The organism is Pseudomonas sp. GW822-FHT06D10 (genome assembly GCF_058799535.1).
Map to the genome: position 1 here is coordinate 673679 of NZ_JBXALN010000005.1, position 18304 is coordinate 691982.

The 18304-nt window shown below is 65.1% G+C and carries 20 protein-coding genes; 9 read left to right on the forward strand and 11 right to left on the reverse strand.

Features of this window, described 5'->3' with window-relative positions; all coding sequences use genetic code 11:
- Window positions 1–63: 63 nt before the first annotated feature.
- On the reverse strand, window positions 64–357 hold the full coding sequence (locus tag AC1RL5_RS20295) for a hypothetical protein (RefSeq protein WP_011059050.1): 294 nt from the start codon (window positions 355–357) through the stop codon (window positions 64–66).
- Window positions 358–547: 190 nt separating this feature from the next.
- On the opposite strand from AC1RL5_RS20295, the gene AC1RL5_RS20300 reads away from it, so the two are divergent.
- The 5 genes from AC1RL5_RS20300 (at window position 548) to AC1RL5_RS20320 (ending at window position 4969) form a co-directional block, all read left to right on the forward strand.
- Window positions 548–853, forward strand: coding sequence for a MazG-like family protein (locus AC1RL5_RS20300; protein ID WP_011059051.1), 306 nt, complete (start codon window positions 548–550; stop codon window positions 851–853).
- Complete coding sequence (locus tag AC1RL5_RS20305) at window positions 850–1599, forward strand: methyltransferase (RefSeq protein ID WP_011059052.1); 750 nt, start codon at window positions 850–852, stop codon at window positions 1597–1599. The genes AC1RL5_RS20300 and AC1RL5_RS20305 overlap by 4 nt, the downstream gene beginning before the upstream one ends.
- Before the next feature lie 11 nt (window positions 1600–1610).
- Window positions 1611–2219, forward strand: coding sequence for a DUF4136 domain-containing protein (locus tag AC1RL5_RS20310; RefSeq protein ID WP_019095460.1), 609 nt, complete (start codon window positions 1611–1613; stop codon window positions 2217–2219).
- Window positions 2220–2257: 38 nt separating this feature from the next.
- Window positions 2258–2815, forward strand: a complete 558-nt coding sequence (locus AC1RL5_RS20315; RefSeq protein ID WP_011059054.1) for a DUF4136 domain-containing protein — start codon at window positions 2258–2260, stop codon at window positions 2813–2815.
- A 159-nt stretch (window positions 2816–2974) separates the two neighbouring features.
- Window positions 2975–4969: a pilus assembly protein TadG-related protein gene (locus AC1RL5_RS20320; RefSeq protein WP_093406748.1), complete on the forward strand. Its 1995-nt coding sequence runs from the start codon at window positions 2975–2977 to the stop codon at window positions 4967–4969.
- On the opposite strand, the gene AC1RL5_RS20325 is transcribed toward AC1RL5_RS20320, so the two are convergent.
- Together AC1RL5_RS20325 and AC1RL5_RS20330 are read right to left on the reverse strand one after the other, a co-directional pair.
- Window positions 4954–7722, reverse strand: coding sequence for an ATP-binding protein (locus tag AC1RL5_RS20325; RefSeq protein WP_492589551.1), 2769 nt, complete (start codon window positions 7720–7722; stop codon window positions 4954–4956). The two genes, AC1RL5_RS20320 and AC1RL5_RS20325, sit on opposite strands and share 16 nt — an antisense overlap.
- Window positions 7719–8156, reverse strand: a complete 438-nt coding sequence (locus tag AC1RL5_RS20330; protein WP_123577375.1) for a TadE/TadG family type IV pilus assembly protein — start codon at window positions 8154–8156, stop codon at window positions 7719–7721. Before AC1RL5_RS20330 ends, AC1RL5_RS20325 begins: the two co-directional genes overlap by 4 nt.
- A 74-nt stretch (window positions 8157–8230) precedes the next feature.
- Between AC1RL5_RS20330 and AC1RL5_RS20335 the strand changes: the two genes are divergently transcribed.
- Window positions 8231–8698, forward strand: coding sequence for an A24 family peptidase (locus AC1RL5_RS20335; protein WP_492589552.1), 468 nt, complete (start codon window positions 8231–8233; stop codon window positions 8696–8698).
- A 126-nt stretch (window positions 8699–8824) separates the two neighbouring features.
- On the forward strand, window positions 8825–9616 hold the full coding sequence (locus AC1RL5_RS20340) for a response regulator (RefSeq protein ID WP_492589553.1): 792 nt from the start codon (window positions 8825–8827) through the stop codon (window positions 9614–9616).
- A 43-nt stretch (window positions 9617–9659) separates the two neighbouring features.
- Here AC1RL5_RS20340 and AC1RL5_RS20345 read toward each other — a convergent pair whose 3' ends face one another.
- From AC1RL5_RS20345 to cpaB, 8 genes are read right to left on the reverse strand one after another with little or no spacing between them, the layout of a single operon-like run.
- Window positions 9660–9929 (reverse strand): DUF3613 domain-containing protein, encoded by a 270-nt coding sequence (locus tag AC1RL5_RS20345; protein WP_015634009.1) that lies wholly within the window; start codon window positions 9927–9929, stop codon window positions 9660–9662.
- Window positions 9929–10663, reverse strand: a complete 735-nt coding sequence (locus AC1RL5_RS20350; RefSeq protein WP_103407019.1) for a tetratricopeptide repeat protein — start codon at window positions 10661–10663, stop codon at window positions 9929–9931. The genes AC1RL5_RS20345 and AC1RL5_RS20350 overlap by 1 nt, the downstream gene beginning before the upstream one ends.
- A gap of 11 nt (window positions 10664–10674) precedes the next feature.
- Window positions 10675–11559, reverse strand: coding sequence for a type II secretion system F family protein (locus AC1RL5_RS20355; protein ID WP_011059062.1), 885 nt, complete (start codon window positions 11557–11559; stop codon window positions 10675–10677).
- Window position 11560: 1 nt separating this feature from the next.
- A complete protein-coding gene (locus AC1RL5_RS20360; RefSeq protein ID WP_041115745.1) occupies window positions 11561–12442 on the reverse strand; it encodes a type II secretion system F family protein in 882 nt (293 codons plus the stop codon).
- A gap of 16 nt (window positions 12443–12458) precedes the next feature.
- Window positions 12459–13733: a TadA family conjugal transfer-associated ATPase gene (locus AC1RL5_RS20365; RefSeq protein WP_072443995.1), complete on the reverse strand. Its 1275-nt coding sequence runs from the start codon at window positions 13731–13733 to the stop codon at window positions 12459–12461.
- Window positions 13730–14917 (reverse strand): CpaE/TadZ family protein, encoded by a 1188-nt coding sequence (locus AC1RL5_RS20370; RefSeq protein ID WP_011059065.1) that lies wholly within the window; start codon window positions 14915–14917, stop codon window positions 13730–13732. The genes AC1RL5_RS20365 and AC1RL5_RS20370 overlap by 4 nt, the downstream gene beginning before the upstream one ends.
- Window positions 14914–16167, reverse strand: coding sequence for a type II and III secretion system protein family protein (locus tag AC1RL5_RS20375; protein ID WP_123577380.1), 1254 nt, complete (start codon window positions 16165–16167; stop codon window positions 14914–14916). The genes AC1RL5_RS20370 and AC1RL5_RS20375 overlap by 4 nt, the downstream gene beginning before the upstream one ends.
- Before the next feature lie 19 nt (window positions 16168–16186).
- Complete coding sequence (cpaB, locus tag AC1RL5_RS20380; RefSeq protein WP_072451983.1) at window positions 16187–17122, reverse strand: Flp pilus assembly protein CpaB; 936 nt, start codon at window positions 17120–17122, stop codon at window positions 16187–16189.
- 327 nt (window positions 17123–17449) lie between these two features.
- Here cpaB and AC1RL5_RS20385 point away from each other — a divergent pair, with 327 nt between their 5' ends.
- Together AC1RL5_RS20385 and AC1RL5_RS20390 are read left to right on the forward strand one after the other, a co-directional pair.
- Entirely contained in the window at window positions 17450–17656 is a 207-nt protein-coding gene (locus AC1RL5_RS20385) for a Flp family type IVb pilin (protein ID WP_065364927.1), read from the forward strand.
- 182 nt (window positions 17657–17838) lie between these two features.
- A complete protein-coding gene (locus AC1RL5_RS20390; RefSeq protein WP_011059069.1) occupies window positions 17839–18249 on the forward strand; it encodes a response regulator in 411 nt (136 codons plus the stop codon).
- Window positions 18250–18304: the final 55 nt, after the last annotated feature.

An 18304-nucleotide genomic window follows, 5' to 3' on the forward strand; every position in this document is an offset into this window, starting at 1 on the left:
GCTCCTTGCGAGAGCGGGCATTGTACCCGGCGCCCGCGGGCGCCGGGGGTTAGTGCGGGGGGATCAGTGGATGATCCAGCTCAGCAGCCAGAGGCCGAGCACCAGCCAGATGATGCCGAGGATGATCGAGGCTCGCATGAAGGCGCGGATCGCCGAGTACAGGAACATCAGGCCGATGATCAGGGCAATGATGCTGACGATCGAGGTGTCCATGCCCAGGGCGCGGGACAGGCCGTCGACAAAGTTGCCCCCGGCGTGGGTCAGGGTATTGAACAACCCGCTGAGCAGGTCGACGATAAAGCGGATCACCGAGCCGATGGCCTGGCCGAGCCATTCGAAGAAACTTTCTACCTGCATGTGCGCGTCCTGATGAAAGATGGGCCGAGTGCCCGAGCTCAAGCTTGGGCCATGAACACCCGTGGCGAGTTCCCTGTTAAGCATAGAAGCTGCCGGGGGTTGCGCATTCTGGAGGAGCCGGCTTGCCGGCGAAAGCGCTCTTGCGTCCCACGCCCATCCCCCGGAAGCTATACGCCTTCAGGAGACCCCGATGAACCTAGAGCAACTGACCCAACGCCTGCACGCCATTCGTGACCGCAACGATTGGCGGCAATTTCACAGCCCGAAGAACCTGGCCATGGCCGCCAGCGTCGAAATGGCCGAGCTGGTGGAAATCTTCCAGTGGCTGAGCGAGGACCAGTCGCGGCAACTGCCAGCAGACAAGCTGGCCCATGCCGGCCAGGAAGTGGGGGATATCGTCCTCTACCTGCTGTTGCTGTGCAGCGAGCTGGGGTTGGACATGGACCAGGTGGTACGCAGCAAGCTGGCGGACAGCGAACGGCGGTTCTGCTCATGAGCGACCGGCATTTCGACCAGTTGGCGACCCGTTTCGCCGAGAAGATCTATGGCGGCGCCAAAGGCGCGATCCGCCTGGCGGTGCTTCAGGCCGATCTCAAGGAAGCGCTGCCCGAGCGGCCACTGCGGGTGCTGGATATCGGCGCCGGGCTGGGGCACATGTCCTTGTGGCTGGCCGAGCGCGGGCACCAGGTCACCCTGGCCGAGCCCGCCGCGCCCATGCTTGAAGGCGCCCGCCAGCGCTTTGCCGACGCCGGGCAGCAGGCCACCTTCATCCAGGCGCCCTGGCAGGAACTGCTGGGGCAACTGACCGAACCCTACGACCTGGTGCTGTGCCACGCGGTGCTGGAATGGCTGGCCGAACCCCACGCGATCCTGCCGGTGCTGCACCAGTTGACCGCCGCCGATGGCTGGCTGTCCCTGGCCTTCTACAACCGCGACGCACTGGTCTACCGCAACCTGCTCAAGGGCCACTTCCGCAAGATGCGCAAGAACGACATGGCCGGCGAGAAACAGAGCCTGACCCCGCAACAGCCCCTTGATCCTCGCGAGCTGGCGGCGCAACTTGAGGGCCTGTGGCGAGTCGAAAGCCAGAGCGGAGTGCGGGTTTTCCACGATTACATGCCGGTGGAGTTCCAGGCCCGTGCCGAGCTGACGGATCTGCTGGAAATGGAGCTGGCTCACCGTCGACACCCAAGTTTCGCCGGGCTTGGGCGTTATCTGCATTGGCTGTGCCGGCCGGTCTAACGGAGTGTGCAATGAAACACCGCCTGGGTCTGATCCTCCTGTGTTCGGGGCTTGCCGCCTGTCAGGGCAGCAACCCCTATGTCGCCAGCTCCAACCCGCTGCCGCCGGCCCCGCCGCAAGCGGCCAACACCTTTGACCGCAGCGCCTACCCGGCGCCGCAACGGGACTATGGCCGCTACCGCAACTGGGCCTGGCTCAATGGCCGCCTGCCCAGCGGTTCGGCCTGGGCCGACTCGGCGCAGATTGCCGAGGCAGTCAGCAATGCCCTGGATCAGCAGGGTTTGCGCCCTGTGCATGACAACCGGCCGGCGGACCTGTGGGTCAGCGCCGACCTGCACCTGGAAAAGCGCCTGCGCCAGGTCCAGGACGACTACGGGTATGGCGGTTACGGCGGCTATAACCGTTATGGCCCGGGCTACGGCATGTACGGCAGCGTGCCGGTGGTGCGCACCTACGAGGTGGAAGTGGTGGTGGTGCGGGTCAACCTGTATGACGGCGCCAGTGGCCAGCCGGTCTGGAGCGCCAGCGCCGAGACCAGCAGCCGCGGCAGCCTCGGCGAGCGGGCCGATGCCTTGCGTGAGGCGGTGCAAAAGGCAATGGCGGCCTATCCTCCCAGTTAGGATCGCCCCCGGTTTTTGTCTTCAAGCGGAGAAACAGCATGTTCCATCGAATCGCTCTACTGGTGTGTGCCGCCTTGCTCAGTGCCTGCGCCGCCAACCAGGTCAATCATGACTTCGACGCCAGCCGGGACTTTGGCGCCTATCGCAGTTGGAACTGGAAAGAACCCGCCCTGCAATACCGGCCGGATGATCCACGGATCAAGAGCGACTTGACCGAACAGCGCATCCGCCAGGCGGTGGCCGAGCAACTGGACCAGCGCGGCCTGCGTCCGGCCCAGGGCGGTGCCCGGGCCGACCTGAATGTGCAGGCGTACCTGATCGTCGAGGACCGCCAGCAGCAGGTCACTACCAACTATGGCGGCGGTTGGGGCGGCCCGTGGAATGGCTACTGGGGCGGGCCGATGTACAACGAAACCCGCAACATCACCTATAAGGTGGCAACCATCCAGATCGACCTGCTGGACGGCAAGGACGGCAAGCTGGTGTGGCGCGGCAGCGACGAGCAGATGCTCAGCAGCTCGCCCAACCCGGCAGATCGCAGTGCCGCGGTTCGCACTACGGTGATGCGCATCCTGCAGAACTACCCGCCCCACTGAAACCTTCGACCGGGCAGGGCGGCACAGGGTGTGCGGCCCTGCCTGCTGCCGCCAGTCCGGCGCCCCTGCGCCCCGGCCGGCATCTGCCACGGCCTTTGACTACACTGCTTTCATCGATGGAGATAGCGCTCGGCTGCGAGCCGGTAAAGGAGTGCCCCGATGTCTCCCCTGAAGCGGTTTTACGGCCCGGCCCGTCAGCGCGGGGCCATTGGCCTGATGGCGGCGGTGACCTTCGGCCTGGCGTTGTTGCTGATGTTGCTGGTAGTGGACAGCGGTCGGCTCTACATGGAACAGCGCAAGTTGCAGCGCGTGGCGGACAACGCCGCGCTGGAGGCCGTCAGCCGTGGCGGCACCTGCCAGGCCGGCCTGACGGCCGCCGCCTACGCCGGCCAGAACGCCACCCGCAACGGCTTCACCGTAGCCACCGGCAGTAGCCTGAGCACTGCCTGCGGTTCCCTGACCACCGGGGCCAACGGCCTGCGGACCTTCACTGCCAACCCTGCACAAGCGGTGGCGATACGGGTGATCGCCACCCATACCGTGCCCATCAGCGTGGCATCGGGGGTGGCGGCCCTGTTCACACCGGGGCCGATCAACCTCACCACCCAGCTCAGCGCCACGGCCGTTGCCGCGGCGCCGACGCCTACCGTGGCGCAGTTGAGCATTCGCAGCACCCTGGGCACCGTCAGTACCGCGCAATCGAGCATTCTCAACCCACTGGTGGGCGGGATGCTGGGGGGCAGCCTGAGCCTCAGCGCGGTGGGCTGGAACGGCTTGCTCAACACCAACATCAACCTGCTGAGCTACCTCAACCAACTGGCGATCAATCTGGGGGTGGCCGCCGGCAATTACACCCAGTTGCTCAACACCACCACCAGCGTGACGCAGTTGATCCAGGCGGCGATCACCGTGGTCCAGGCCAATGGCGCCACCGCCGACATCCTGACCGCCCTGGGCAACCTGCAGGTTGCCGCGATCAATGCCGCGCCCTTGAAGCTGGGAGATATCCTGCAGTTGCAGACCGGCCTGCCCAGCACCGCCCTGGATGCCAACCTGCAACTGTTCCAGCTGTTGCAGGCGGTGATCCAGTTGTCCAACAGCAACAGCGCGGTGGCGGCGACCTTGCCGATCAACGTGCTGGGGCTGGCCAATATCACGGTGCAGGCCAAGGTCATCGAGCCGCCGCAGTTGTCGGCCATCGGCAATCCGGCGCTGGCCAAGGCCGATCCCACGGGCGCCAACCGGATCTATGTGCGCACCGCGCAGGTACGGACCCTGGTGCGGGTCAATCTGTCCCTGCCGCTGGTTTCAGGGTTGAGCACCGCGGTGGGCAACCTGGTGGCGCCGCTGACCCCGGTGTTGAACAGCCTGCTGAGCCTGAACCTGGTGGCGACCCTGGGTTCGGCGTTATGCCTGCTGGGGGCGGGGTGCGAACAGCTATACCCGGCCATCGCCTCCTCATCGGAGATCGACCTGAGCCTGGACGCGGGGGGCGCGATTGCCTATGTCACCGACTACAGCTGCCCGGTGAACAACAGCGGGACCAAGAGCCTGACCGCCCATGCCATCAGTTCCATCGCCGACTTGAAGGTCGGCCAGATCGACCCGGCCAATGCCTTTTCGTCTGCCGCCGAGCCCGTGGTGAAGCCATTGCCGCTGGTGGACCTGGGCATACGCACCTGCTACCAGTTCCTGGTCCTGCCGGGGCGCTGCGACCCGGTGGTGCACTACGCGGGCGGCGGCATCGCGGTGATGGTCAACACCAGCGTGGCGCAGAATACCCAGGATCTGGTGTTCTCCAGCTCGGCGTCGCCGTTTCCGATACCGCCCAACGTCAACCAGACCCCGACTTACCAGACGGCGGCCCCGACCACGAACATCGTCAACAGCCTGGCGGGCACCCTGGCCGGCATCAACCTGATCGTCTACAAGCCGGTCAACAACAACCCGCTGGGGGCCATTGTCACGGGGTTGGCTTCGGCCATCAGCGGGGTCAGCAACCTGCTCACGCCGTTGATCACCGGGCTCCTGAGCCCGCTGCTGGACCCTCTGCTGAATAACCTGCTGTCGGGGCTGGGGATCAACCTGATGGACGTGGAAGTGGGGGCCAACCTCACCTGCGGGCAGACCGGCAAGGCCTACCTGGTGATCTGATCTGCCTCGGCGATCGGCAGTTCGATGCAGAAGCGCGCGCCGTCCTGGCTGTTGCTGACGCTCAGGCGGCCCCCCATGTTCTGCACGATGCCATAGCTCACCGACAGCCCGAGCCCGGTGCCGATGCCCACCGGCTTGGTGGTGAAGAACGGCTCGAAGATCCGCTCCAGCAGGCGCGGGTCGATGCCGCCACCATTGTCCTCGACCCACAGGCGTACCCACTGCTCGTCGCGCTGGCCGTACACGGCGATCCAGGGTTTGAAACCGTGCTGCTTTTCCTGTTTGCCCAGCAGGGCGTCCCGGGCATTGACCAGCAGGTTGATCAATACCTGCTCCAACTGGTCGACAAACCCCAGCACCTGGACCTCGAACCCCAGCTCGCTGATCCGCAACTCCAGGCCCTTGCCACGCATGCCTTCGGCCAGCAGCGAGAGGGTGCCTTCGATGGCGTGGGCCGGGTTGAACGGCTGCTGTTCCACTTCCGAGCGCCGGCCGAACACCCGCATGTGGTCCACCACCCGGGCCGCACGCTGGACCTGGGCGTCGATGCGCTTGAGCTTGTCGGTGAGGTAGTCGATCTGCACGTCGCCATTGCCCAGGCGCTTGAGCACGTTGACGATGGCCATGCGCATCACGTTGAGCGGCTGGTTGATCTCGTGGGCAAGCCCGGTGGCCATTTCCCCTAGGGTGGCCATTTTCGCGCTTTGCGTGAGTTGCTGCTGGGCGCGCCGGACTTCGGTGTTGTCGCGGCCCACGGCCTGGATTTCCAGCAGTTGCCCCTGTTCATCGAACACTCCGCGATCCGACCACACCCACCAGGCATGTTCGCGCCCGGGCAATTGCAGGTTGATCTCGGCGGTGCTCACGGGATATTCCGGGCTCAACAGCTTGAGCCGGCGCTCGAAGCCTTCACGCTGTTCGGCGGACAGCCACTGCCCCAGATTGCTGCCCGGCAGTTCCTCGGGGGCGGATTCCAGGTAGGCCGCCAGCGGCCGGTTGCCGAAGGTCAGGGTCAGGTCCGGGCGATAGCGACAGATCATCGCCGGCGAATCTTCCACCAGGATCCGATAGCGCTCTTCGCTCTGGCGCACCTGCTCGGCGGCCAGGGTTGCCTCGGTGACGTCCAGCCACAGGCCGACGGCTTCCACCGGCAACCCCAGGTCGTCGCGCAGCAGCTTGGCTTCGTCCAGCACCCAGTGGTATGCCCCGTGGCGATCGCGCAGCCGATAGCGGGTATGCACACTGCCTTCGCGCAGCAACTGGCGGCAGCGCTGGAAATACAGGTCGCGGTCGTCGGGGTGCACCCACTCCGCCAGGGGCTGCGCCGTGCAGTCCGCCAGGCTCCAGCCCAGCAGGGGTTGCAGGCTGGCGCTGAAAAAGCTCGGCTGCAAGGCGCCTTCCTGGTAACGCTGGACGTAGATCACCGCCGGTGAACTGGCGATCAGGTTGTCCAGCCGGGCATGGGCGGCGGCGGCCTGCTGCTGTTGGTTCTTGATGTCGCTGATGTCCAGCATGAAACCCACCAGGCGTTGGCTTTCCCCTCGGCCCAGGGCCTGGCCCTGCAAGCGATGCCAGCGCTGGGGGGCGCTGGGGTCGGGCTCGTGCAGGCGCACATTGAGCAGCAGCGGCTTGCCCAGTTTCAGTTCCTGCAGGCGGCTGCTGAGTTCGCCGCGGTCGGCGGGATGAATCAGTTCCAGCCAGGCCTGCACGCTCAGGCGAGCGCCATCCTCGGGCAGGTGCAGGCTGGCGGCCAGGCGGCTGGCCAGCAGTATTTCGGCGGTGTCCGGGCACAGCTCCCACCAGCCGGCGCCCAGCAGCCCTTGGAGGGCCTCCAGGCGTTCCAGGTGCAGGTGATGGCGATGCTCCCGCAGGCGGCTGAGCAAGGGCCCGGCCAGGGCTGCGGCGAGCATCAGCCAGTCGCGATCCAGCAGGTACGGGGCATGCTGCTGGACCGCGTAGCAGCCGCACAAGAGCCAGGCGGCGACGCCGTGATCATCCCGGTACGGCACCAGGAAGCCTTCGCGATGGCCGAAGATGCCTTGCAGTCGCGGGTGTTCGTTGAGGCCCTGGATCTGGTTCAGGTGCTGCGGGGTGTTGCCGCTCAGGCTGTCCAGGCCGGCCCCCAGAGCCTGGCCTTCCTGCCACAGGCGCGGGGCGTCATGGGCGCTGTAGCAGCTGTGGATCACCCAGCCCTGTTCCTGATCGTCGAGCAGGGCCAGGCCGAGACAGGGAATGTGCCAATAGCGGGCCAGGTCGGTGAGTTGGTCGTGGAGCACGTCCGGCAGGCGGGTCAGGTTGCACAGGCGCAACTGTTCGCTGGCCTGGGCGGCAAACACCCGGCACTGCTCGCGCCCCAGGGCCTGTTGCCGCTGCTGGACCAGGTCGCCGATATCCAGCAGTTGCAGGTGCCATTCCTGCCCCCAGCGCTGGACCCAGCCGCGCAGGTGCAGGGGCTGGCCGCCGGCGCCACGCAGGTCCAGGTCCAGCACCTGGCCGCTCCAGTCGGCAGGGCCGCCCTCAAGGGCCAGGACGCTGCCGGGCAATACGTAGTCCAGCAGGTGTGGTGGCTCGTGGGAGGGAGGCAATTGGATCAGGTTGTGGCGCAGCGGCCCGTGGCTGCTGAGGATGCGCCCCTGTTGATCGAGTACCAGTTGCAGGCCCACCGCCTGGGGCGGCGGCGGGCTGTGCGGCGGGGCGGCGGGAAGCGCCTGGCGGCCCAGTAGACGTCCGAGCAGCTTGTCGCCAGAGGTCAAAATTGCAGACTCGAGCTAGCGGTCAGGGTGGTGGGCAGGCTGGGTACCGGGCCGATTCCCGGCAGCACCAGCCGCGGCAGCACCTGGTTCAGCTTGCTGGAGGGGTAGTTCACCGAGACCGTCAGCACCCCGGCGCTGTACACCGCGCTGTAGTCGGTGGCGGCGAAGTTGAAGGGCGGGGGAATCCACTGGGTCTGGGTCTGCACCACGCTGTTGGCGAGGTTCTGCACCGTGGTGGCGTAGTTCGGGGTATTGGGGTCGACCATCACCGCGCGCCGCACCGCTTCGGCAGTGGCCTGGTGGAACGACTGCATCATCAGCAGCGGCAGGCTGTAGCTGACAAGACCGTAGAACACCGCGAAAAAGATCACGAACACCGCGGCGAATTCGATCGCCACAGCGCCTTTCTGCTTTCTAGGGAGGCCCGGTTTCATGAGTGCGTCTACCCTGACAACCACTATGTCCATTGAGCATAGGACCATTCCGGCAAAAGGGACCGTTCTGGCTGATGCATTTCTGGGTTTTGTGGGTCTGGTTGGCAATCTGTGCGCTGCAGGATTTGCGTCAGCGGCATATTGCCAATGGCTTGACTCTTGGCGCCGCGCTCTTGGCGACGGTCTACCTGCTGTGGAGCGGCACGACCTGGCTGGGGGCCGGCGCGAGCCAGGGCGGTTGGGCGTTGTTGCTGGCGTTGCTGTTCACCTTGCCCGGCTACGCCTGCGGACGAATGGGCGCCGGCGACGTCAAGTTGATGGCGGCCCTGGGACTGGCCTCCGGCCCCCTGTATCTGCTGGGGACGTTCATCGCCGCCGGTCTGTGCAGCCTGCTCTGGCTGCTTGTGCTCAGGCTCTGGCCCCAGCAGAAACAAGCACTTGATACCCCCGTGGCAGGACGCGCTGGGAGGGGGTCAAAAAAATACCCTTTTGCCCCCTTTGTCCTGGCTGGAATGGTCTTAACTGTGAGCGTGATCCACTAGTCGCCGGACCCATTAATGCTATGTACATAGTCGGAAAGTAGGTCTAGGTTTTAAGTCGTGGCTGCCCGGATCATGCGTGGCAGCACAGGAGTGGCCAATCGGCGATTGGCCCGCACGGAGTAGCACGTGAACAAGCTCACCTCACAGATGAAGGTGCTCGTGGTCGACGATCAGCCCCTGATTGTCGAAGAGCTTTGCGAGTTCCTCGAAAGCAGCGGTTACCGTTGTGTCCCTTGCCAATCCGGCCGCCAGGCGCTGGAGTGCTTCAACAGGGACCCGGAAATTTCCCTGGTGCTCTGCGATCTGCACATGCCCGATATGGACGGCATTCAGCTGGTCCAGGAACTGCAACGGATGGCCGGCAAGCAGCGGGTGTTCGAAGCCATCATGCTCACCGGGCAGTCCGACAAGCAGGACGTGATCAAGGCCCTGCGCGCCGGCATCGCCGACTACTACCAGAAGCCCATCGACCTGGACGAACTCCTCGAAGGCCTGCAGCGTCAGGAGGTCGCCTTGCAGGAGCGGCAGAAGAACCTGCACCTGGGGCACCTCAACCAGAAGCTGCAGTTTCTTTCCGAATCCATCGATGACCTGTACCAGGACCTGGACAAGGTCCGGCGCAGCCCGGCTACCAGCCGCAGCGAAGAGCCCCGGGGCGAAGGCGCCGGCGAAGCGGATGCCATCGAGATCCCGGCCATCTTCAACCAGCTGTCGCCACGGCAGCTGGATGTGGCCCGACTGGTGGGCAAGGGCCAGACCAACTACCAGATTGCCTGCGAGCTGGGGATCACCGAAAACACCGTCAAGCTGTATGTCTCCCAGGTACTGCGCCTGACCCACATGCATAACCGCACACAGCTGGCCCTGGCCCTGTCACCGAGCAATTCCGGGCTGCGCCAGCGGGTGACTGCCCACTGAGCCTGCGGCGGCGAGCCGTTCGCCGCCGGTTGCGGGCTTTCCCCTACTTGGTTTCCACCTTGCCGCCGGCGTCCGGGTCGTACAGGTCCGGGATCTCGTATTTGTATTTCTTCAGCCAGCGCTGCAGCGCCAGCTCGCGTTCGGTGGGCGTGGCCGTCTGAGGCTGGGGCGAGGACGCCAGGTTGCGGTTCTGCAACAGTAGCCAGGCTTCGGTTTCCTGCTGCTGGGGCGAAGCAGGGCCGGCCTCGATGGCCTGGGCGGCCAGGGGCAGCGCCAGCAGGGCAGTGCAATAGAACATCGGAAGTTTCATCATCAGCGCTCCTTGGCGGGTGCGGCGTCTGGCTGCAAGGTGGTAGCGCCACTGGCGACCTGGGTCACCTTGGCGCGCGGGGCGGTCGGGGCCTTGAGCTCTTCGGCGCGGGCCTGGGCCTGGGCGAACTGCTGCGGGTTCAGGCTAGCCTGGCTGACCACTTGCGCGGCCTGCTGCCAGTTGTCCTGGTAGAGCAACAGGGTCACCAGGTTGATGGCCGCCAGGGGCTCGGACTGCTTGAGCTCGATGGCGGTGAGGAACTCGAAGCGCGCATCCTCGATGCGCAACTGGTTGAGGTAGACCACCCCCAGGTCATTGCGGATTCTTTCATTGGTCGGTGCCAGGCGCGCGGCCCGTTGCAGGTGCGCCTGGGCCTGGCCGTTGTCGCCCCTGGCCGCCGCCAACTGCCCCAGTCCGTGCTCGCCTTCGGCCGCCAGGCAAGAGCCCAGCAGGCTGCGGTACAAGGGTTCGGCCTCACTGCGGCCTAGCAACCGATAGACTCGCGCCTTGCGTACGCGCACCTCGGCGAGGTTGTCCGGCAGGTTCTGCAGGTTGGCCAGGCTGGCGTGCAACTTGCCATCGGTGGCCATTTCGTCGGCGAGGTTCACTGCCAGTTCCTGCTCGGAGCTGAGCTTGGCGCAACTGCTGGAGTTGGTCAGGGCCGCCCAGGGCGTCTGGCCGTTGCTGGCGCATCCTCCGAGCAGCAACAGGCTGGCAACGACAATCATGGCTTTCATCAGGTTCCCTCTTAGGAAGCGAAGGCCCGGGCGATGGCGGTGAAGCCTGGCCCGGCCAGCACGATCAACAGGGCGGGGAAGAGAAACAGCATCATCACCACCGACATTTTTGCGGACATTTTCGAGATGTATTCCTGCAGGCGAGTCAGGCGCCGGTCGTCCAGCAGTTGCTTGAGCGCCTGCAGCGATTTCATTGCCCCGCCGCCCTGCAGGATCAGTTGCTGGAGAATCACGCAGGTGTCGGTGAACTCGTCCACCGCCAGCAGGGTGGCGGTCTGGTTGAGTTCATGGCCCAGTTCCAGCCCCGAGTCGACACGGGCCAGGATCAGGCGCAGTTCCTGGGTCAGTTCCGGCAGCAGCTTTTGCGCTTCGCTGCTCAGTACGCGTAACGCTTGTTCCACTGCCATGCCCGACTCGAACAGGATGCGCAGCAAGGGAATGAAGGTCGAAATCTCCAGGGCGATGTGCTTCTGCCGGCGCTTGGCGGCGTAGGCCAGCGCGCGCTTGGGTAGCAGGTAGCCGGCACCGAGTGCCAGCATGGGCACCAGCCACTTGCTCTGGGCCTGGGCAAAGGCCACTTCCTGGATGAAGATCACCAGGCACACGGCCAGCACCGGCGTGGCGATCTGGCTGGCGGCGAACAGTGAGCGCTCTCTGGCGCGGCGCCAGCCCAGACGGTTGAGCAGGGTCTGGGTTTCACTGTCCATGCTCACCGCGCGCTGCCCGAAGCGGCTGTCGCCCAGCAGTCGCAGCCAGTTGCCCAGGCGGCTGTCGCGGGTCATGTTGCCCTGCAAGCGCTGGGCGATCTGGCGCTCGCGCCGGCGCTGTTCCAGCACACCGTTGCCAAGCAGCAGCAACGCCCCGAGAAACATCAGTGCAGCGGCCAGAACCAGCATTTCAGATGCTCCTCAACATGCGCCAAAGGGCCAGGCAGCCGAAGATCTGCAGGCACACCGCGGTGATCAGCATTTTCTGCCCCGCGGAGTCGTGCCACATGCCCAGCATGTAGCCCGGGTTGGTCAGCATGAAGTAGCCCACCAGCAACAGCGGCAGGGTCCCCAGGACCCAGGCGGTCATGCGGGTTTCCCCGGTCATCGCGCTCAGTTGCCGCGCCCCTTGCTCGCGCTCGCGGATCAGCTTGATCAGGTTTTCCAGCAACTCGCTGGCGTTGCCGCCGTAGCGATGGTTGACCTTCAGGCCCAGGGCGAACATGCGCAGTTCGTCCTGCTCGTAGAACTCGGCGAAATCGCTGACCGCGTCCGGCAGGTTGACCCCCAGTTGCACGTTGCGCTGGATGCGGCCCATGGCGTTCTTCAGCGGGTCGTTGCTGGCCTCGATGGCACCCAGCACGGCGTCCGCCAGGGTGCGCCCGGACTTCAGGCTGCGCACGCTGTGATCGAGCAAGGCCGGCAGTTGTTCGATCATGCGCTTGAGCCGGCGCTGATACAGCCAGGCGATATACAGCCGCAGCAGCAGGGGTGGCAGGAGGATGCCGCCCAACAGGCCGAGCCAGCTCGCCAGCACATAGCCCAGCAGCATCAGCACCACCCACACCGCCAGCCACAGGCCCAGGCGCTCGCTGGGCTGGCCCAGGCCGGCCCGGGCGAACGCGCGCTCCAGGCCACCCCAGGAGGTGCGTTGCGGCGTCAGGTCGGGCTGCCCTTCGGCCAGGCGGTTGAGCACTCGTTCCCGCTCGGTCTTGCGCACGCCGTGGTAGAACAGCCAGCCGGAAAGCCCCAGCAGAAGCAGGCAGATCAAGGTAAACAGCAGACCGATCATGGGCCACCTCGCCGGTTCAATTGACGCCCAGCCCGCTTTCGCGGCGCAGTTTGTCACCCGCAGGGTTCATCGCCTCGCGCAGGAAGCCGAAGCCGGTACGACGATCCAGGCGGAACAGGGTGTTGGTGACGTAGATGTCGTCACGTATGCCCACCACTTCCACGACTTCGCTGACGCAACGCCGGCCATCGGGCATGCGGGTCAACTGGATCACCACATCCAGGGCGGCGCAGATCATCTGCCGCAGGGTGCGCTCGGCGATCTGGCGGCCGGTCAGGCCCACCAGGGTTTCCAGGCGCAGCAGGGCATCCTGGGCGTTGTTGGCGTGCACGGTGCTCATGGAGCCGTCGTGGCCGGTGTTCATTGCGGTCAACACGTCCAGTACTTCCACACCACGGATCTCGCCGAGGATGATCCGGTCCGGACGCATCCGCAGGGCGTTGCGGATCAGGTCGCTGGCCTTCACCTCGCCGTGCCCCTCGGCATTGGGCGGGCGGGTTTCCAGGCGGACCACGTGGGGGTGGCCCAGCTGCAGTTCGGCCACGTCCTCGATGGTGACCAGCCGTTCATGGGGGTTGATCAACTGGCTGAGGATGTTCAGCAGGGTGGTCTTGCCGGTGCCGGTGCCGCCGCTGATCAGGATGTTGCAGCGCTTGCCCACCGCTTCCTGGATGAATTCGAAGATCGCCAGGTCGATGGTCTGCATGGCAATCAGGTCGCTGCTCTTGAGCATGTCCTTGCGAAACTTTCGAATCGACAGGCAGGGCCCGTCCAGGGCGATGGGCGGGATGATCGCGTTGACCCGGCTGCCGTCCGGCAGGCGCGCATCGACCATCGGCGAGGACTCGTCGAGGCGTCGGCCCAGGGGCGCGAGAATCCGCTGCATCACCCGCTCCACATGGTGGGCGTCGATGAAGCGCAGGTCGCTCTGGTGCAGCACGCCTTCACGTTCGACGAACACCCGATGCGGGCCGTTCACCAGGATCTCGGTCACCGCCTGATCGCGCAACAGCACTTCCAGGGGGCCGAAGCCGGTCAGCTCGTCGACGATCTCCTCGGCCAGCCGCTCCATTTCATAGCGCGAGATCGCCAGGTGCATGCGCGCGATGTACTCCGCCACCTTGTCGGTGACGAATTGCGAGAGGTTCTGCCGGGAGCTTTCCAGCAGGTTTTTCCCCGACTCTTCGATGGCATCGATGATGTAGCGATGCAGCACCAGCTTCAGGCCTTCGTGGTCGCTGTTGCCGGCGCCTGCGCGGGGTGGTGCGCCAAAGAGTTTTTCGCCGCTCATCTGCCCCCCATGATGCGATTGAGCCAGCCGGCCTTGGGCTTGGGCAGGCCCTGGGAGCGTTTCGCCAGCCGCTCGCCCAGGGTACGCAGGCTTTGGGTCAGGGCCTCGCGCGGGGCCAGTTCGAACAGGGTAACGCCCTGGTTCTTGGCGTTCAGGCGCACCTCGGGGCTGTAGGCCAGCACCGCGATCACCTCCAGGCCGAAGGTCTTGCCCAGGGTTTCGGAATCCGGTGCCACGGTGCGCAGGTAGCGGTCGACCAGCAAGCGCGCATGCTCGAGTTTCATGCCTTTTTCACGCCAGTGATTGAGTACGGCCAGGTTGCGCCGGCAGTCGAGCACATTCTGGTCGGTGCACCACAGCAGCTTGTCGCAATGGCTGACGAAGGTACGCAGGGCCTCGCTGTCCGGCTGGCCGACAAGGTTCACCACAATGTGCTGGAAGTGCTGGCGCAAGGCACTGAGGAGCATGTACAGCTCCGCCGCGCTGGTGTGCTCCAGAGGCGCGTCGTGGCTGGCGTAGGCGAGGATCCGCAGGCCCGCCTCGGCGCTGGTGAAGGCGCTGTCGATCAGTGTGGCATCCAGGCGCCGCAGGTGGCGCAGAGCGTCGCCGAAGTGGAACGAGCTTTCCAGGCCCAGCAGCGCCAGGCTGTCGCCCCGGGGCAGGCCCAGGTCCAGCAGCAGGGTCTGCTGGCCGCTCTTCTGCACCACCAGCGCCAGGTGGCTGGCCAGGAGGGCGCCGTCGCCATCGCCCTGGGCGCCATAGAGCACGGTCAGGCCGCCCAGTTGCGTGTTGGGTGTCACTGCCGGCAGGCGTTTGCTCAGACGGCGGACCAGCCCGGCGACTTCACTGGAGCGCGAGCCGTAGGCGACGAAGTCGCGGGCGCCGGCGCGCATGGCATTGAGCACCAGCTGGTTGTCCATGCCATCACCGAGGGCGACGATCGCCAGCATCGGCTTGGCCTCCAGGGCGCCTTCGATCAGGGCGGCCTGGGCCACCACGTGTTCGCGATCGAGGCCGACGAACACCAGGTTGGCGAAGGTCACATCCACCAGTGCCAGCAGCTCGTCGAGACTGCCATCGGCACCCACGACCTGGCCCAGGGGCGCCAGGGCGCCTTGCAGCCACTCCAGGTCGGTGCTGTTGCGGGTGATGGCGAGAAACGTCTGGCTCAGGTCCTGGTTCATTGCGACAACCCGCTGCGCTTGTCGAAGTTGCCGTTCTCGAGGAAGAACATGCGGTAGAAGTTCGGGTCGTAGTTGCGCAGCCGTTCGCCGGGCAGGGCCGGCAGCTTGGCGTCGGCGGCCAGGGGCTGGACCAGGTGCGGGGTCACTACCATCAGCAGTTCACGCTCTTCGCGATTGATCGTGGTGTCGCGAAAGAAGGCACCGAGCACCGGAATGTCCCCCAGCCCTGGAAACTTGTTCACTTGAGAGCTGTTGTTGGTGCTGATCAGGCCGCTGATGACGAAGCTTTCGCCGTCGGCCAGGGAAATGCTGGTATCGGTGCGGCGGATGGTCAGCGCCGGGACTTGGGTTCCGGCAATGGTCACGGCGTTGCTGTAGTCCAGTTCGCTGACCTCCGGAGCAACCTTCAGGGAGATACGCCCGCGATCGACGATGGTGGGCGTGAGGGTCAGGCGGATACCGAACTCCTTGTATTCGATGGTCACGCTATTGCTGCCTGTGCTGGGCACCGGGATGGGGATTTCGCCTCCGGCCAGGAAGCTTGCGCTCTGGCCGCTGAGGGCCACCAGGGACGGGCGGGCCAGGGTGTAGGCGAAGCCGCTGCCTTCCAGGGCGTTGATCAGGGTCAGCACCCGACCGTTGCCGAAGCCGATGTTGAAGGTGCCGTTGTCCAGCGGGATGTTGGTCCGGCGGCCGCCGAAGGTCGGGGTCACGCTGCCGGAGGTGCCACTGGTAACGGGGGCGGTGCCGGGCGTGCCGAACAGGAAGTTGTGCCCGCGGCCGAAGATCGAAACGCTGGCCTCCTTGAGCTTGGTGCGGCTGACTTCGACGAAGCGGATGTCGGTCTGCACCTGGCTGGGCAGCAGTGGATCGTCACTGGCCGGCAGGCGGCCGGTGCTCATGTCGGCGGTGGCCCGGCCCTGGACAAACACCATGCTCTGGCGTGGGGTACTGGCGCAGGCGGTCCAGACCATCAGGCTGGTGGCGCCGGGCGCCATGCCGGTGAGCAGGAAGGCTTTGTTGCCGGTGGTCTGGACGTCCGCGATCTTCGGGTCGCCCACCGCCAGGCGGGTGATGGCCACCGCAGATTGCAGCTCCTGCTGCAAGCCTTCGCCGATCTCCAGCACCGCGGGCAACGGTGCCAGGCTCGAACAGCCTGCCACCGCCGCAGCCAGGGCCTGGGTGCAGAGCAGCGGGCCCAAGCTCAGGGTCAGCAGTGCGGAGAACAGTGGCATGGAACGACTGCGCATGTAGTGCATCCTTGCTCAATCAGGGAGTTTGTTGAGTGACTTGGTTGCCCCGGATCACTTCCACCGCCGACCGTGCGGCGCCACCTTGGGCGGCCGGTGCGCGCGGGGCGCTGCCCAGGGCAAGCTGGGTGAACTGGAACAGGTTGCTGTTGGCGGCATCGAGGTGCTCGCGGGCTTCTTCGTTGCCGGCCCAATAATGGGCCAGGCGCTGTTCCTCGCTGCTGCGCACGGCCAGGCGCAGCACTCCGACCTGGGTGGCGAGCATCAGCCGGCTCAAGAGCTGTTCGGGGACGGCCAGGACCACCGTGCGCGCATTCAGCCGGCGCTGGTCCTGCTTGAGCTTTTCTTCGTTGCTCAACCCGGGGGAGGCGGGCTGCCCGTCATTGGCCAGGCCCAGCTGTTCGCCGACAGCCAGCACGCGCATGGCGGGCACGGCGATCTGTGCCGACTGCTGCGGGTTGCTGGTGTCCTGGCGCAGGAACAGCACGACATCGACATAGTCCCCCGGGCTCAGTTGCCCGGCGGCGCCGATCACCTCGTCGACCGCGACCGCCAGGGCTCGTTCGTCGCTGTGAATCATCCGCGCCAGGGCGCCGCCGGTACTGAAGCTCTGCTCATTGAGCCAGGTGCCGGCATTCAACTGCCGCCAGGGTGTACGGCCCACCGCCTGACTGATGGCGCTGAGGCTGCCGGCCGGCGCGGTACGCAGTTTTTCCAGCGCCAGATCGGCGGCGGCTAGGGGCACGAAGGGCGGCACATCGCGCACCAGCACGACCACCGGTTGGCGGGTCTGGTCTTCTGCGCTGGTGGTGGTTGGTTCGACGACACTGGGCGCCACGGGTTGAACCGGTGGTGCTGGTTCGGGTTTGCGACTGAGTACCAGGCCCCAGTAACCGAAAAACACCGCACCTACCAGAAGAAGTCCGGCCAGACCCATGGTGAGGCGACTGTTCATGAAGGCTCTCCCTTTCCTGCTGCACTACCAGCCCGTGATTCCAAACGAGTTAATTTCGCAATCAGGCAGCTATGAACATGCAACTATTTCGCTATGTGAAGGTAGTTGAGCTAGGACGAAATGCCATTAACTCACCCAAAAATAGCTAACAAAGGTATGAGTCTGTCCACATGGGCAGGTTTTTTGGCGCCTACCTTCCAATTAATACTTACTGACTAATCAGTTCTTACAGTTGCTGGGCCGGTCTTTGTTGACAATGCTCAGGTGGCGCCGGGGAATTTGCCCGGTGCTGTTCCAACGGCGCCTTGCGGCGCAAGGAGAGCTAGGATGATTTTTCAATACTTGTTGCTCAGGGCGCGCCAGTTTTTTGACCGCACCGAAGGCGCATCCGCCATCGAGTACGCCATTGTCGTGGCCATGGTGGCCGTTGTGGTCGTGGCGTTCGTCACCCCCCTGGGTGATCGTGTTCTGGCCATTTTCAACAACATCCTGACTAACCTCGGAGGCGCCACCGTCACCCGTCCTACCCCTTGAGCATGGAGGGGCCCAGCTGAGCAGCCGCTGGGCTGTGATCGCCCGACCTTCCAGCCATCCGGGTCTCGTGCAGGCCTGTGGTTTGCCTAACCAAAGGCCTGCTGGTGGTTGGGTTCCGCTCGGCCGGCTGTGCATTGGCTGCGTTCACCCACTTGCATGAAGTTCATACCAGGGTACCGTCCATGACTTCCCCATCCTCACGTCAGCAACTTCTTCTGGTCGATGACGAAGAGGATGCATTGCTGGAGCTTGCCGAACTGCTCGAAGGCGAGGGTTTCTGCTGCTTCACTGCCACCTCGGTGAAACTTGCCCTGGACCACCTCACCCGGCATCCGGATATCGCCCTGGTAATCACTGACCTGCGCATGCCCGAGGAAAGCGGCCTGTCGCTGATCAAGCGCCTGCGCGAGCACACCGCTCGCCAGCACCTGCCGGTGATCGTCATGTCGGGGCATGCCGACATGGATGACGTCAGCGACCTGCTGCGGCTGCAGGTCCTGGACCTGTTTCGCAAGCCGATCTACCACGTGCGCCTGCTGGAAACCCTCAACAATCTGTTTCCCGAACCCCGGCTGCATATCGTTGGTCCCTGACCCCAGGGTTTGGCCGGTGCTGTCCTGGCGGCAAAAAAAAGACCCGCTCGAAAGC

What these genes read in the sequence shown, in the direction of transcription:
- cpaB (WP_072451983.1), bottom strand. Translation starts at nt 17,122, where the DNA reads ATGAACAGTCGCCTCACCATGGGTCTGGCCGGACTTCTTCTGGTAGGT.
- AC1RL5_RS20350 (WP_103407019.1), bottom strand. Translation starts at nt 10,663, where the DNA reads ATGAAAGCCATGATTGTCGTTGCCAGCCTGTTGCTGCTCGGAGGATGC.
- AC1RL5_RS20390 (WP_011059069.1), top strand. Translation starts at nt 17,839, where the DNA reads ATGACTTCCCCATCCTCACGTCAGCAACTTCTTCTGGTCGATGACGAA.
- AC1RL5_RS20355 (WP_011059062.1), bottom strand. Translation starts at nt 11,559, where the DNA reads ATGCTGGTTCTGGCCGCTGCACTGATGTTTCTCGGGGCGTTGCTGCTG.
- AC1RL5_RS20310 (WP_019095460.1), top strand. Translation starts at nt 1,611, where the DNA reads ATGAAACACCGCCTGGGTCTGATCCTCCTGTGTTCGGGGCTTGCCGCC.
- AC1RL5_RS20385 (WP_065364927.1), top strand. Translation starts at nt 17,450, where the DNA reads ATGATTTTTCAATACTTGTTGCTCAGGGCGCGCCAGTTTTTTGACCGC.
- AC1RL5_RS20375 (WP_123577380.1), bottom strand. Translation starts at nt 16,167, where the DNA reads ATGCGCAGTCGTTCCATGCCACTGTTCTCCGCACTGCTGACCCTGAGC.
- AC1RL5_RS20345 (WP_015634009.1), bottom strand. Translation starts at nt 9,929, where the DNA reads ATGATGAAACTTCCGATGTTCTATTGCACTGCCCTGCTGGCGCTGCCC.
- AC1RL5_RS20360 (WP_041115745.1), bottom strand. Translation starts at nt 12,442, where the DNA reads ATGATCGGTCTGCTGTTTACCTTGATCTGCCTGCTTCTGCTGGGGCTT.
- AC1RL5_RS20370 (WP_011059065.1), bottom strand. Translation starts at nt 14,917, where the DNA reads ATGAACCAGGACCTGAGCCAGACGTTTCTCGCCATCACCCGCAACAGC.
- AC1RL5_RS20365 (WP_072443995.1), bottom strand. Translation starts at nt 13,733, where the DNA reads ATGAGCGGCGAAAAACTCTTTGGCGCACCACCCCGCGCAGGCGCCGGC.
- AC1RL5_RS20330 (WP_123577375.1), bottom strand. Translation starts at nt 8,156, where the DNA reads ATGAAACCGGGCCTCCCTAGAAAGCAGAAAGGCGCTGTGGCGATCGAA.
- AC1RL5_RS20315 (WP_011059054.1), top strand. Translation starts at nt 2,258, where the DNA reads ATGTTCCATCGAATCGCTCTACTGGTGTGTGCCGCCTTGCTCAGTGCC.
- AC1RL5_RS20305 (WP_011059052.1), top strand. Translation starts at nt 850, where the DNA reads ATGAGCGACCGGCATTTCGACCAGTTGGCGACCCGTTTCGCCGAGAAG.
- AC1RL5_RS20295 (WP_011059050.1), bottom strand. Translation starts at nt 357, where the DNA reads ATGCAGGTAGAAAGTTTCTTCGAATGGCTCGGCCAGGCCATCGGCTCG.
- AC1RL5_RS20335 (WP_492589552.1), top strand. Translation starts at nt 8,231, where the DNA reads ATGCATTTCTGGGTTTTGTGGGTCTGGTTGGCAATCTGTGCGCTGCAG.
- AC1RL5_RS20300 (WP_011059051.1), top strand. Translation starts at nt 548, where the DNA reads ATGAACCTAGAGCAACTGACCCAACGCCTGCACGCCATTCGTGACCGC.
- AC1RL5_RS20320 (WP_093406748.1), top strand. Translation starts at nt 2,975, where the DNA reads ATGTCTCCCCTGAAGCGGTTTTACGGCCCGGCCCGTCAGCGCGGGGCC.